The organism is Streptomyces sp. NPDC001381 (genome assembly GCF_042895685.1).
Lineage (GTDB): Bacteria > Actinomycetota > Actinomycetes > Streptomycetales > Streptomycetaceae > Streptomyces.
Genome location: NZ_JBIAWO010000013.1, coordinates 158453 through 172554 on the forward strand (window position 1 = coordinate 158453; position 14102 = coordinate 172554).

Below are 14102 nucleotides of genomic sequence, written 5' to 3' on the forward strand. Positions count from 1 at the left end.
AGAAACTCCGACGCGTTGTCCTGTGCGTGTGCGTCTTCTGGCAACACGGCCACTGCCTCCGCCCTACGGATCCGGCTCTGCTTCCGGCCGCGGATTCCGGCCGGATCCGACTCCCGCGCGACCTGCGAGACGATCGATGATTGCGATGCGATCGATGGTTCCGGTGTTCGTCATACTGGCGGCTGCCCGGGGGATCAGTCCCGTGGGCAGCTCGCGATCTAGGGAGACTTCTACTTCTTCGGCCCTGGTCAGCGGCCTTCAGCGCCTGCGGTGGGCGATCATCTCGAGGCCGCCGCGGGGCTGCAGGGTGATGTCGCTCGCGACCCGGACGGGGCCCTTGTCGACCGGTTCGAACTCCCAGTGGCGGCTGAGGGTCGCCAGTGCCATGACGCCTTCCATCTGAGCGAAGACGTTGCCGATGCACTGCCGGGGTCCGGCGCCGAAGGGGAGGTACGCCAGCCGGGGGCGGCCCGCGGCCTTGGCGTGGCCCGCCAGCGGGTCGGACGGGTCGGCGTCGGCCAGGAACCGCTGGGGGGCGAACCGCTCCGGCTCGGGCCACCAGGCGGGATCGCGGTGCAGGACGTAGGGGCTGCAGATGACCACGCTGTTGCGGGGGATGTGGAACCCGTTGGCCGTGTAGTCCTCCAGGGAACGCCGGACGAGGTTCCAGGCCGGCGGGTACAGGCGCAGCGCCTCGGAGTACACGGCGTCCGCGTACTTCAGGTCGGGCAGGTCCTCGACGGTGGGCAGGCGGTCGCCGAGGACCTCGTCGACTTCGGAGTGCAGTCGCTCGCGGGTCTCGGGGTTGGTGCCGAGCAGGTGGTACGCCCAGGTCAGGGCTCCCGAGGAGGTCTCGTGGCCGGCCATCAGCAGGGTGACGGCCTCGTCGCGCACCTCCAGGTCGGTGAGGTGCTCGCCGGTGTCGGCGTCGGTGACGGTCAGGAGTACGGACAGCAGGTCCGCGCCGTCCCCGGACCCCTGGCGCCGCTCCTCGATCATGGCGTAGACGATGTCGTCGATGTTCTTCAGGCCGCGCTTCAGCTGGCGGTTCGCGGGCAGCGGGAGCCGCAGCAGGATCTTGCCGAAGGGGCTCAGCTCCCAGCGCAGTGGGCCGCCTTCGCGGGGGAAGGCGGTGCGGATGCTCTCGGCGGCCTCGCTTTCGAGGGAGACGTCGAAGAGGGTGCGGGTGACCATGCCGAGCGCGAGTTCGTACATGGACTCGTGGAAGTTGAACTTCTCGCCGTCGGTGAACCCGGCGGAGGCCTCGTCCGCGATGGCGGCGAAGGCGGAGCCGTATCCGGCGATGCGCTTGCGGTGGAAGACGGGCTGGATGAGCCGTCGCTGCCTGCGGTGGTAGGTGCCGACGCTGGTCACCAGGCCCTTGCCCAGGACATTGCGGCCCAGGATGGTCTCCAGGTTGGCACCCCAGTCGTCGGGACCGGGGCCGGTCTTCTTGGTGTCCTTGTCGAAGCGGCGGCTGGAGGCGACGATGACGTCCTGGACGACGTCGAAGTCGCTGAGGAGGAAGACCTCGTCCTTTCCCATCGGAATGCGGACGACCGGGCCGTGCTTGTCGCGCAGTCGGGACATGTAGCCCGGGATGTTGCGGATGACCTCGCGCATCTCCTTCAGTCCCAGGGAGTCCGGGGTGGGTATGGACTCGGTCGGCGCAGCCGACTCGGGAGTCGTTCGAACGTCGGTCACGGATGTCTCCTGGTCTGCGGAGGCTGACAGGGCTCGGGGCGCCGGGGCGACGGTGCGCGGATCGGATTCCTGCGGCCGCGGCGAAAAGGGACATATGCCCGGGTGGACCTGGCGCCCGACGCTAGCACCGAGGAGGCGGGGGGCCGCGAAGTGCCGCCGAGTTCTAGGGAATTCCAAAGTGTTGACGCGATGCGGTCGCCGGCGGCGGGCCCCTGACCGGGGCCGCCCGTACGCTGTGCGTGTGCCGGACGGCCTCGGCATGAGGGCGGCCCGGTACGCGTTCCGTACCGCCCCCATCGGACGGAGAACTTATGACCAGCGGCGGAAGCACCCTTCCGGAACACTCCCCGAACAGCGCCGCCTCCGGGCCGGCCGGCGGCGCGGACGCCGCCCACGGCTCGTCCCGCACCGGTTCCGGTCCTCCCCTGCTGCTGACGGTCCTGGTCGACCTCGGTGTCCCGATCGGCCTGTACTACGGGCTGACGGCGGCGGGGGTGAGCGATGTGCTCGCGCTGACCGCCGGTGCCGTGGTGCCCGGGGCGGCGACGCTGGTGCGCTTCGCCAGGACGCGACGCGTGGATGTGCTCGGCGTGTTCGTGACGACGATGCTGGTGCTCAGCATCGTCGTGTCGCTGGCCGGGGGGAGCGCGCGGCTGCTGCTGGTGCGTGACGGCTGGCTGACGGCCGTGGCCGGGCTCGGCTTCCTGGTGTCGCTGCGCGGCAGGCGCCCGCTCGCGTTCGGTTTCTCCCGCAGACTGCTGGAGCGGCGCGCCTCGGGGGGCCGGGACTGGGACGAACTGTGGGACGAGGAGCCCGACTTCCGGCGGATCTGGCGGGTCACCACGGTGATCTGGGGCGTCGGACTGCTGGTGGACTCCGGGATCCGGACGCTGATGGCGTACACGCTGCCGGTGCATGTGGTGCCCGCGCTCAACGGCGCCCAGTACGGCGTCTTCACACTGCTGATGCTGGTGATCGTCAACGTCTACCACGCACGCGCCGGCCTGTGGCCCATTCTGTCGCCGCAGCCCGGCACCCCCAGGGCCGGCGGCCAGGACACCGGTTCCGGCCGCAAGGACCGCTGACCCGACTCCCCTGCCGGCGGCCCACGGCGGCGTGATGCCGTGTGGTGCCGCCTTCCACCCACTGTCACGAGGATGTCCACGTGTTGCACACTCAGCTGGGCCGGACCGGTCTGCGCGTCAGCAGACTGGCCCTCGGCACCGTGAACTTCGGTGGCCGGGTGGAGGAGCCCGAGGCGCACCGTCTGATGGATCACGCCCTTGCCGAGGGCATCAACTTCGTCGACACGGCCAACACCTACGGCTGGCGCGTGTACAAGGGCCACACGGAGGAGGTCATCGGCAGATGGCTGGCCAAGAGCCCCTCCCGGCGTGACGAGGTGGTCGTCGCCACCAAGGTCGGCGACCCGATGGGTGACGGCCTCAACGCCCACGGACTGTCCGCGCGCAACATCGTCGCCGCCTGCGAGGCGTCGCTGAGGCGGCTCGGCACGGACTGGATCGACCTCTACCAGATGCACCACATCGACCGGTCCGTGGGCTGGGACGAGGTGTGGCAGGCGATGGACCTCCTGGTCGCCCAGGGCAAGGTGCGCTATGTCGGCTCGTCCAACTTCGCGGGCTGGGACATCGCGTCCGCCCAGGAGGCGGCCGGGCGGCGGAACACCCTCGGCCTGGTGTCCGAGCAGTGCGTCTACAACCTCGTGACCCGGCACGCCGAGCTGGAGGTCATCCCCGCGGCGCGGGCGTACGGCCTGGGCGTGCTGGTGTGGTCCCCGCTGCACGGCGGTCTGCTCAGCGGTGTCCTGCGCAAGCTGCGGGCGAACGACGCCGTGAAGTCGGCGCAGGGCCGGGCCGCGGACGCCCTCGACCGGTACCGCGACACCATCGAGGCCTACGAGAAGCTCTGCGCCGAGCACGGTCTCGATCCCGCGGAGGCGGGACTCGCCTGGACGCTGGCGCGCCCCGGGGTGACGGCCGCGGTCATCGGTCCGCGGACGGAGCAACACGTCACGAGTGCCCTCGCCGCGCTGCGTTCCCCGCTGCCGGAGCCCTTCGTGGCGCGGCTCGAGGAGCTCTTCCCGCCCATCGGTCACGGCGGCCCGGCCCCCGACGCGTGGCTCTCCTGACCGGCCCGGCCTGCTCGCGACGCACCACGGCCCGGCCCCTCGACAGCATCGAGGGGCCGGGCCGTGGTGCGTCGCGGGGCCCGAGGGCGGGTCACCGCCCGGGCCGTCAGCCCGCCGGGGCCGTTGCGGGCAGGCCCGTCCAGCGGGCCTGGCTCTCCACCAGGGGCCGCAGTTGCTGGACGGAGCGCGGCAGGTTGACGGCGACCGCGCCGCGGACGTGGTCCCCGACGCAGTAGACGGCGGTGAACTTCCGTTCGGCGGGGCTGCCTTCGACGATGTGGCACCGGTCGGTCCCGGCCGTCTCCCCGAACACCTGGATCTTCAGGTCGTGCTGATCGGTCCAGAAGTACGGCAGCGGTGACCCGGGCCGGGCGCCGCTGCCGGCGAGCAGGTTGCGGGCGACGGCGACCGCCTGTTCGGTGGCCTGTGTACGGTGCTCCCACCGCCTGCGCCGTCCTGTGCGGGCGTCGGGCCGGTTGGCGATGTCGCCCGCGGCCCACACGCCGGGTCCGGCCGCGCCCAGGCCGTCGCAGAGGACGCCGTCCCCGGTGGGGACCCCGCTGCCCGCCAGCCACGCGGTGTCGGTGAGCGAGCCCGCCGCGACCAGCACCACGTCCGCCGGCAGGCGGGTGCCGTCGGCCAGCAGGACGCCGGTGGCCGTGCCGGCCGTGCCCAGCACCTCGGTCACCCGCCCCCGCCGGAATCTCAGCCCGAGATCGCGGTGGACGGCCGCGACCAGTCCGGCCGCCTGCGGCCCGAGCAGGTCGAGCAGGGGTACGGGTTCGGTGCCGACCAGCGTGACGTCGGCGCCCAGGCCGCGGGCGGCGACGGCCGCCTCCGTGCCGAGCAGACCGGCCCCGGCCACCACCAGCCGGCGTCCTTCGCCGAGGGCCTCCCGCAGGGCGAGGGCGTCGTCGAGGGTGCGCAGGACGTGGACGCCGGTGAGGGCGTCGGCGCCGGGCAGGGTCCTGGGCCGTACGCCGGTCGCGAGGACGACGGCGTCGGCGTGCAGGCGGCTGCCGTCGGCGAGTTCGACCGCGCGGCCGGCCCGGTCCAGCCGGGTGGCGGCGGTGCCCAGGCGCAGGTCGATGCCGGCGCGGTCGTAGGCCTCGGGTCCGCGCAGGCGGATGCGGTCCGGCTCCCACCGGCCGGAGAGGATCTGCTTGGACAGGGGCGGCCGGTCGTACGGCGGATGGGGTTCGGCGCCGACGACGGTGAGGCGGCCCTCGTAGCCCTGGCGTCTGAGGGTCTCGGCGGTGGTGGCGCCGGCGGCGCCCGCGCCGACGACGACGATCGCGTCCAGGCCGGTCAACGGGTGCCCCCCGCACTCTGCTTCAGCGGCTCCCACCAGGCCCGGTTCTCCCGGTACCAGGCGACGGTCTCGGCCAGGCCGGCGGCGAAGTCCTTGCGCGGCCGGTAGCCGAGTTCGTCGCGGATCTTGGACCAGTCGACGCAGTAGCGGCGGTCGTGGCCCTTGCGGTCCGTGACGTACTCGACGCGGTCGGGTCCGGCGCCGCACGCGTCGAGGAGGAGGTCGGTCAGGCGCCGGTTGGTCAGCTCGGTCCCGCCGCCGATGTTGTAGACCTCGCCGGGGCGGCCGCCGGTGCGGACCAGTTCGATGCCCTGCACATGGTCGTCGATGTGCAGCCAGTCGCGTACGTTGCCGCCGTCTCCGTACAGCGGCACCTTGTGGCCGTCGAGGAGGTGGGTGACGAACAGCGGGATCACCTTCTCCGGGTACTGGTGGTGGCCGTAGTTGTTGGAGCACCGGGTCACCCGCACGTCCAGGCCGTGGGTGCGGTGATGGGCCAGGGCCAGCAGGTCGGAGGATGCCTTGGAGGCGGAGTAGGGGGAGTTGGGCAGCAGCGGGCTCCGCTCCGTCCAGGCTCCGGTGTCGATGGAGCCGTACACCTCGTCGGTGGAGACGTGCACGAAGGGGGAGATGCCGTGGCGCAGGGCCGCGTCGAGCAGGGTCTGGGTGCCCAGGACGTTGGTGCGGACGAACTCGGCGGGGCTGAGGATCGAGCGGTCCACGTGGGACTCGGCGGCGAAGTGCACCACCTGGTCGTGGCGGGCCATGAGGTCGTCGACGAGTTCCGGGTCGCAGATGTCGCCCTTGACGAAGGAGAACGCGGGGTGGTCGTGCACCGGGTCCAGGTTGGCCGGGTTGCCGGCGTAGGTGAGCTTGTCCAGGACGGTGACGGTGACGCCGGCCGGACCGCCGGGTCCGAGCAGGGTGCGGACGTGGTGGGAGCCGATGAAGCCGGCGCCGCCGGTCACCAGGATGCGGGTGGCGGGCGGGGTGGGGTGCGCAGGGGTCATGAGGAGATCTGCACCCGCCCGTGGTCGCCTATCACCAGACGGTGGGTGGCGGGCACGCGCGGGCCCAGGGAGACCCGTACGTTGCGCCCGACCAGGGAGCCCTCCACCCGGCGGATGCTGTCGAACCGGGACTCCCGCAGGATGATCGAGAACTCGATCTCGCTGTCGCGGATGACGCAGTCCTCGGCGATGGATGTCGACGGGCCGATGTAGGAGTTCTCCACGACGGTGCCGGGGCCGATGATCGCGGGTCCCACGATGCGGGAGCCGCGGACGACGGCACCGGCGTCGATGCGCACCCGGCCGACGATCTCGCTGGTCTCGTCGACGTCCCCGTCGACGCGGTACTCCAGCAGGTCCAGCAGTCTGCGGTTGACGTCGAGGATGTCGGCGGCGTTTCCGGTGTCCTTCCAGTAGCCGGTGATCACGGTGGTGCGCACGTCGTGGTCCCGTTCCAGCAGCCACTGGATGGCGTCGGTGATCTCCAGCTCGCCGCGCGGGGAGGGCGGGATGGCGCGCACCGCCTCGTGGATGGCGGGGCCGAAGAGGTACACGCCGACCAGCGCGAGGTCGCTGCGGGGCTGCTCCGGTTTCTCCTCCAGGCGCACCAGGCGCCCGGCGTCGTCGAGTTCGGCGACGCCGAAGGCGGACGGGTCGGGCACCCGGGTGAGCAGGAGCTGGGCGTCCGGGCGCTCCTTGCGGAACTCGTCCACGGAGTCGGTGATGCCGCCGAAGACGAAGTTGTCGCCGAGGAACATCACGAAGTCGTCGTCGCCGAGGAAGTCCCGGGCGATGAGCACGGCGTGGGACAGGCCCAGCGGGGCTTCCTGCCGCAGGTAGGTGACGTCGAGTCCGAAGCCGGAGCCGTCGCCGACGGCCTGCCGGATCTCGTTCTCGGTGTCGCCGACGACGATGGCGACCTCGGTGATCCCGGCGTCCGCGATCGCCTCCAGGCCGTAGAAGAGGATGGGCTTGTTGGCGACCGGCACCAACTGCTTGGCGGAGGTGTGGGTGATCGGCCGCAGCCGGGTGCCCGCACCGCCCGAGAGCACGAGAGCCTTCACGGTTCCATCCCGTCTGACTGGTGTCGTGGGTGAGGGGGTGGCCGTCAGGACTGCAGCTCGATCGCGCCCGAGGGGCAGATCAGCTCCGCCTCGGTCACGGCGGCGTGCAGGTCCTGCGACGGTTCGGGCTGGAGCAGTTCCACCAGGCCGTCCTCACGGTTCTGCTCGAAGACGGCGGCGGCGGCCAGCACGCATTGACCGGCTCCGACACAGCGCTCGCGGTCCACGTTGATCTTCACGGTGTTGTTCCTGTTCCTGTGGTCGGGATGGTTTTCAGTGCGGCGGCAGGGGCCGCCGGCGAGGTGTTCAGCGCACTTCCGCCAGGCGCTCCAGATCGGCCACCAGGTCGTGCGGGCGCGGCATCGCCTCGGACTCGGCGCGCAGCCGCCGGGCCGCCTCCCGGGCCTCGGGCTCGCCGACGAGCCGCCGCACCCCGTCGCGGACCTTCTCCACGGTGGCGTCGCCGTGGCGCAGGTGGATGCCCGCTCCCACGCGCTCGAGCGCCCCGCCGCGCTGCTCGTGGTCGGCGATCAGGGTGGAGAGCATCATCTGGGGCACTCCGGCGACCATGGCGGTGGCGAAGGTGCCGTAGCCGCCGTGGTGGATGAGGGCCGAGCAGCTCGGCAGGAGCGTGCTCAGGGCGACCGAGTGGACGGCCCGCGCGTTGTCGGGAAGGGTGCCGAGCTCCTCCAGCTGGGCGGGCAGCAGGGCGGCCACCACCTCGACGTCCTCGTCGGCGAGGGCCTCGAGGATCCGCGGTATGGAGACGTAGTCGCCGCCGTAGTCCTCGGTGTTGGAGGTGCCGAGGCTGAGGCAGACCCGAGGCCGCTTGGGCGCCTCCCGCAGCCAGTCCCACACCACCGCGGGGCCGTTGTACGGGACGTACCGCATGGGCAGGTCGGGGGACGCGGACGGGATCGACAGGGACGGGGGCAGGGTGGTGATGGTGGCCTGGCCGTGCAGCAGTTCCTCGTCGCAGGAGAACCCGAAGGGCTCCGACCTCGCGGCCATCCAGTCGGCGAGCGGGTCGGCCCGTTCCGCCTCGGGCTGCTCCCGCATCAGCTCCAGGTACGTCTGCCGGGTACGGCCCCACACGTCGGAGCACCACATCAGGCGGGCGTGGGCGGCTCCGCTGATCCGGGCGGCGAGGGCTCCGGCGTACGCCAGCGGGTCGCGGATCACCAGGTCGGGCCGCCAGCCCTGGGCGAACGCGGCCAGGTCGTCGATCATGGGGTCGTTGTAGGGTGCGAACGCGTACGGGACGCTCAGCGCGAAGCGCTCCTTCAGTTCCGCCCAGTCGACCTGGTCGCGTTCGCAGCGGCTCCAGTTCGCGGTCGCGTAGTCCTGCGACTCCCGGTAGGCGGACATGTCCCGGTGGACGCCGTGGTCGGTGCCGACGGGCACGGCGGTGAGCCCGGCGCGGGTGATGGTCTCGACCGCCAGGGGATAGCTGGCCACCCGGACGTCGTGGCCGGCCGCGCTGAGCGCCCACGCCAGCGGCACCATCAGATAGACATGGGATTTCTCGGACAGGCTGACGAACAGGACCCGCATCATGCTCCCTCGGTCGGTCGGGCCGGTGCGCGGCCCGCGGTGTGCGATGGCAGTGCCGTGGCGATCCAGTCGGCGAGGGCGCCCGCCGTGGTGGCGGCGTGGGACTCCATCATCGTGAAGTGGTTGCCGGGGACCTCCACGACGCTGTCCGCGCCGTCCCAGGAGCTCTGCCACTCCCCCGGCGCGAGCGGCGCCTGTCCGGCGGCGGTGACGGGCGGCTCGCCGGGCCGCACCAGCAGTACGGGCGCGGACAGGTCGCCCGGGTCCCACTCGCCGATCATCCGGATGTACCAGCTCATGGCCGACAGCCGGTCGGTGTCCATGTGGGCGAACATCGACTCCCGGTCGAACATCCCGCCCAGCATCTCGGCCGAGAACCGGGTGAACGGCGAGTCGGCGCGCGGCATGTAGGTGTCGAGCAGGGCCACGCCCAGCGGCGGGTGCCCCGACCGTTCCAGACGGCGGGCGGCGGCGAGGGCCAGGATGCCGCCGGACGACGACCCGGTCAGCACGAACGGCCGGCCGTCCGCGCACCGCAGCACCCACTCGGCCTGTGTCTCGGCCACCGCGTCGAGTGTGGCGGGCAGCGGCTCGCCGCGCCCGAAGCCGGGTGTGGGGAGCGCCCACACGTCCTGCCGGCCGCGGAACGCGGAGGCGAACCGCGCGTACTGGTGGACGCCGGCCAGCGCCACGTACGAGCTGAAGCAGATGAGCGCGGGGCCGTCGTCGCCGGCGGCCAGCCGCAGCCCTGCGGCCGGTCCGGTCAGGTCGGAGGGTGACGCGAACACCGGCCGCAGTTCGGCGACCGCCTGCAGCAACGCGAAGCCGTCGTCGATACGGCCCTGTTCGCATGCGGTGCGGAACAGCGCGCCCACGGTGTCCTCCGGGCGGGCGGTGTGCCGGCCCGTCTCGTCGCCGGGCGGGGCCGCGGCCGGGTCGTCCGGCCCGGCGAAGGCCGCGCCCGCGAACCGTCCGGCCAGTTCGGCGGCGAGCGCGTGCGGGGTGTCGAGATCGAAGACGAGGGTCGCGGGCAGCCGGAAGCCGGTCAGGGACCCGAGCCGGTTGCGCAGTTCGACGGCGGTCAGCGAGTCGAAGCCGAGTTCCGCGAAGTGCCGGTCGGGCAGCACCTCCTCCGTCGAGTCGTGCCCGAGGACGGCGGCGACCTGGTCGCGGACCGTGTCCAGCAGCACGGCGAGCCGCTCCGGGCCGGAGAGGCCCGCGAGCCGTGCGGACAACGACCGTCCGCCGTCGGCCGGCGCTCCCGAGGCCGCCGTGCGGCGCACGGCGCCACGGGACGCGGTGGCCGGGGACTGCCCGGCGACGGCGACCACGGCCGCGTCGGGAGCGGTGACGGCGGCGTCGAAGAGGGCGAGGCCGGCTTCGGCGGTCAGCGGCAGCATGCCGGTCCTGGCCATCCGTTCCCGGTCGGCGGCGCCGAGCCCCGCGGTCATGCCGCTCTCGGCCGCCCACAGTCCCCAGGCGATCGAGGTGGCGGGCAGTCCGTGCGCCCGCCGGTGCAGGGCGAGTCCGTCGAGGAAGGCGTTGGCCGCGGCGTAGGCGCCCTGTCCCGCGGCGCCGAAGGTGCCCGCCGCCGAGGAGAACACCACGAACGCGGACAGGTCCCGGCCCTGCGTCAACCGGTGCAGATGCCAGGCCGCGTCGGCCTTGGGCCGCAGGACCGCGTCGGTCTGAGCGTCGGTCAGCGAGGTCAGGGTCGCGTCCTCGACGACACCGGCGACGTGCACGACGGCGGTCAGCGGGTGCTCGTCGGGTACACGGTCCAGCAACTCCTCGAGCCGGTCGGGGTCGGCGGCGTCGCAGGCGACGAGGGTGGCCTCGGCGCCGTGCGCGGCCAGTTCGGCGAGCAGGGCGTCGGCGCCCGGGGCGTCCGCGCCGCGCCGGGACGCCAGCAGCAGCCGGCGCGCTCCGTGCGCGGTGACCAGGTGCCGTGCCACCAGGGTGCCGAGGGCTCCGGTGGCACCGGTGACGAGGACCGTGCCCGCGGACGCGAAGGGGGCCACGGGCGCGGTGTCGTCGTCGGGAGCCGGAGCCGGTGCGGTGAGGTGGGGCACCAGCAGTGCGCCGTCCCGTACGGCCGACTCCGGGAGGGCGGCGGCGATCGCGGCCGCGACGGTGCCGGGTGAGCCGTCGCCGTCCGCCGCGGTGGGCGTCACGAGGTCGAGCAGCCGCACCCGGTCGGGGTGCTCCAGCTGGGCGGACCGGACGAGCCCCCACAGCGCGGCGGCGGCGAGGTCGCCGACGTCCTCCGCCTCGGTGGTGGCGAGGGCTCCGCGGGTGACCAGGACCAGACGGGAGTCGGCGAACCGGTCGTCGCCGACCCACTGCCGGACGAGGCCGACGGCCTTGGCCAGCAGTGCGCGCGTGGCCTCGGGGGCGGGCCCGGCGGCGGTGCAGGCGGTGAGGACGACCTTGGGCGCGGCGGTGCCGGTGTCGACGGCGGCCGCGAGCGAGGCGAGGTCGGCGTAGCACTCCAGGTGCACGCCGGCCGCGTCCAGTGTCTCGGCGAGACCGCCGTCGCCCTGCCCGAGCAGCGCCCAGCGCACGGTCTCGGGGGCCGGGGCGGCGGGCTGCGGGTCGGCGTACCGCCAGCGCCGCACCTGGAGCGGTCCGGGGGGAGGCGGCGCGCCCTCGGCGGCGTCCTGGAGCTGACCGGCGGCGATCCTGCGCAGCAGCAGTCCGTCCGCCGTGGCCACCGGCCGGCCGTCGGGGTCGGCGACGGTGACCGTGTACTCGTCCGGGCGGCCGGTGGGCGCCAGCCGGACGCGCAGCGCGCTCGCGCCGGTCGCGTGGAGGGAGAAGCCGCTCCAGGTGAACGGCAGGGTCGCCCCGGCCTCTTCGTCGCCGGGGGCGTCCAGCGCCCTGACGAGCAGGGTCTGCACGGCTGCGTCGAGCAGGGCCGGGTGCAGCCCGTAGCGAGCCGCTTCGGCCCGGTGGGACTCCGGCAGCGCCACCTCGGCGAACAGCTCCTGGCCTCGCCGCCACACGCGGCCGAGCCCCTGGAACGCCGGCCCGTAGTCGAAGCCTGCGGCGGCGAACGGCTCGTACCAGTCGGTCTCCCCCGCCGGGTCCGGTAGGACCGGGACGGCGTCCGGCGGCGGCCAGGAACCGGCGTCCTGCGGCACCGGCCCGGGGTCCCCGGCGAGCAGGCCCTGAGCGTGACGGGTCCACGGCTGGTCGCCGGTCGCGTCGGCGGCCCTGGAGTGCACGCTGAACGGGCGTCGGCCGTCCGAGTCCTCCCCGCCGAGGGCGAGTTGGAGCTGTACGGCGCCGCGTTCGGGCAGCACCAGCGGGGTCTCCAGGGTCAGCTCGGCGACCTGGCCGAGACCGACCTGGTCACCGGCGTGCACGGCCAGTTCGAGGTAGGCGGTGGCGGGCAGGATGGTACGGCCCAGCACACCGTGGTCGGCGAGCCATGTGGGGGTGCGGGCCGACAGCCGCCCGCTGAGGACGAGCCCGCCGGTGTCGGCGACCCTGACGGCGGCCGACAGCAGCGGGTGCCCGGCGCGCTCCAGCCCGGCGGCGGTGACATCACCGGTGTGGCCGGCGGCGTCCAGCCAGTAGCGGCGCCGCTGAAAGGCGTAGGTCGGAAGCACCACCGGTGCTGTGAGCGGAAGTTGACTCGACCAGTCGACGTGAGCTCCGTCGGTGGACACGGTGGCGAGGGCGGCGAGGAGCGAGGGGGCCTCGGGCCGGTCCTTGCGCAGCACCGGCACGAGCACCGTGGCCCCGGCGTCGTCGAGAGAAGCCTGGGCGAGAGCGGTGAGGGTGCCGTCCGGGCCGAGCTCGACACAACGGCCCACGCCCTGCTCGGAGAACGCGCGGACGGCGTCCGCGAAACGCACCGGCCGACGCACATGACTGACCCAGTGGTCCGCCGACATCAGCTCATCGGCCGTGGCCGCCTTGCCCGTCACCGTCGAGACCAGGGGCAGTTTCGGCCGCTCGTAGGTCAGGCTCTCCGCGACCTTGCGGAAGTCGGCCAGCATCGGCTCCATCAGCGGCGAGTGGAAGGCGTGGCTCACCCGGAGCGCCGTGACCTTGCGGTCCTGGGCGCGGAAACGGCCCGCGATCTCCTCGACGGCCTCCGCCGCACCCGAGATCACCACCGCCTGGGGTCCGTTGACCGCCGCGACGCCCGCCTCGTCACCGAGGAACGGCAGGACCTCGTCCTCGGTGGCCTGGAGCGCCACCATCGCACCGCCCGCGGGCAGGGCCTGCATCAGCCTGCCCCGCGCCACCACCAGACGGCACGCGTCCGCCAGCGACCAGACTCCGGCCACATGCGCGGCGGCGATCTCACCGATGGAGTGACCGGCGAGGACGTCCGGGCGCAGGCCCCAGGACTCCAGCAGGCGGAACAGTGCCACTTCGAGGGCGAAGAGGGCGGGCTGGGTGAACTCCGTCCGGTTCAGCAGGTCGGCGTCCTCGCCGAACACCACCTCCCTGAGACCGAAGGGGAGTTCCGCATCCACGGCGTCGAAGGCCTCGGCGAAGACGGGACAGGTGTCGTACAACTCCCTGCCCATGCCCAGGCGCTGGGAGCCCTGCCCGGCGAACAGGAACGCCGTGCGCGCGTCTCGTCGTGCCGTGCCCGTCGTCGCGTTCAGCGCTTCCTCGCCGGACGCGACCGCCTCCAGTCCCCGCAGCAACTCGGCGCGCCCGGAGCCCCAGACGACAGCGCGGTGCTCGAACAGCGACCGCGACCGCGCCAGAGCACCGGCGACCTCGGCGGCACCCAGCTCCTCGTCACCCGCCACGAACTCCGCCAGCCGCCCGGCCTGGGCCCGCAACGCCGGGCCCGTACGGCCCGACACCACCCACGGCACCACACCGCCACCGAGCGGCGCACTCACCGGCTCGGGCTCCGCCGTGACGGGCGGCTCCTCCAGCACCACGTGCGCGTTCGTGCCGCTCAGCCCGAACGACGACACACCGGCGCGGCGCGGCCTTCCCTCCACACCCGGCCACTCGGCACGCTCCGTGAGCAGGTGCACCGCACCCGCCGACCAGTCCACGTGCGACGACGGCTCGTCCACATGCAACGTCCGCGGCAGCACACCGTGCCGAAGAGCCAGCACCATCTTGATCACACCCGCCACACCCGCGGCGGCCTGCGTATGACCGATGTTCGACTTCACCGACCCCAGCCACAACGGCCGTTCACGATCCTGACCATACGTGGCCAGCAGTGCCTGCGCCTCGATCGGATCACCCAGCGCCGTACCCGTACCGTGCGCCTCCACCACGTCCACATCCGACGGCCGCAGACCGGCACCCGCCAGCGC

9 protein-coding genes are annotated in these 14102 nt (G+C 73.1%); 2 read left to right on the forward strand and 7 right to left on the reverse strand.

What is annotated here, in order from left to right:
- Positions 1 to 258: 258 nt before the first annotated feature.
- Positions 259 to 1704, reverse strand: coding sequence for a cytochrome P450 (locus ACFY2L_RS35395; protein WP_390824384.1), 1446 nt, complete (start codon positions 1702 to 1704; stop codon positions 259 to 261).
- Between the two features lie 311 nt (positions 1705 to 2015).
- Between ACFY2L_RS35395 and ACFY2L_RS35400 the strand changes: the two genes are divergently transcribed.
- Both ACFY2L_RS35400 and ACFY2L_RS35405 read left to right on the forward strand, forming a co-directional pair.
- Entirely contained in the window at positions 2016 to 2789 is a 774-nt protein-coding gene (locus ACFY2L_RS35400) for a VC0807 family protein (RefSeq protein ID WP_390824385.1), read from the forward strand.
- 80 nt (positions 2790 to 2869) lie between these two features.
- Complete coding sequence (locus tag ACFY2L_RS35405) at positions 2870 to 3856, forward strand: aldo/keto reductase (protein ID WP_390662635.1); 987 nt, start codon at positions 2870 to 2872, stop codon at positions 3854 to 3856.
- A 106-nt stretch (positions 3857 to 3962) separates the two neighbouring features.
- On the opposite strand, the gene ACFY2L_RS35410 is transcribed toward ACFY2L_RS35405, so the two are convergent.
- The 6 genes from ACFY2L_RS35410 to ACFY2L_RS35435 all read right to left on the reverse strand — a co-directional run.
- On the reverse strand, positions 3963 to 5168 hold the full coding sequence (locus ACFY2L_RS35410) for an NAD(P)/FAD-dependent oxidoreductase (RefSeq protein WP_390824386.1): 1206 nt from the start codon (positions 5166 to 5168) through the stop codon (positions 3963 to 3965).
- Positions 5165 to 6178 (reverse strand): dTDP-glucose 4,6-dehydratase, encoded by a 1014-nt coding sequence (gene rfbB, locus ACFY2L_RS35415; protein ID WP_390824387.1) that lies wholly within the window; start codon positions 6176 to 6178, stop codon positions 5165 to 5167. Before rfbB ends, ACFY2L_RS35410 begins: the two co-directional genes overlap by 4 nt.
- Positions 6175 to 7242 (reverse strand): glucose-1-phosphate thymidylyltransferase, encoded by a 1068-nt coding sequence (locus tag ACFY2L_RS35420; RefSeq protein WP_390662632.1) that lies wholly within the window; start codon positions 7240 to 7242, stop codon positions 6175 to 6177. Before ACFY2L_RS35420 ends, rfbB begins: the two co-directional genes overlap by 4 nt.
- A gap of 44 nt (positions 7243 to 7286) precedes the next feature.
- Positions 7287 to 7481: a ferredoxin gene (locus ACFY2L_RS35425; protein ID WP_327313022.1), complete on the reverse strand. Its 195-nt coding sequence runs from the start codon at positions 7479 to 7481 to the stop codon at positions 7287 to 7289.
- 67 nt (positions 7482 to 7548) lie between these two features.
- A complete protein-coding gene (locus ACFY2L_RS35430; protein ID WP_390662631.1) occupies positions 7549 to 8799 on the reverse strand; it encodes an activator-dependent family glycosyltransferase in 1251 nt (416 codons plus the stop codon).
- Positions 8796 to 14102, reverse strand: a 5307-nt coding sequence (locus ACFY2L_RS35435) for a type I polyketide synthase (RefSeq protein ID WP_390824388.1), incomplete at its 5' end; no start/stop codon positions are given. The genes ACFY2L_RS35430 and ACFY2L_RS35435, both read right to left, overlap by 4 nt.

What these genes read in the sequence shown, in the direction of transcription:
- ACFY2L_RS35400 (WP_390824385.1), top strand. Translation starts at nt 2,016, where the DNA reads ATGACCAGCGGCGGAAGCACCCTTCCGGAACACTCCCCGAACAGCGCC.
- rfbB (WP_390824387.1), bottom strand. Translation starts at nt 6,178, where the DNA reads ATGACCCCTGCGCACCCCACCCCGCCCGCCACCCGCATCCTGGTGACC.
- ACFY2L_RS35430 (WP_390662631.1), bottom strand. Translation starts at nt 8,799, where the DNA reads ATGATGCGGGTCCTGTTCGTCAGCCTGTCCGAGAAATCCCATGTCTAT.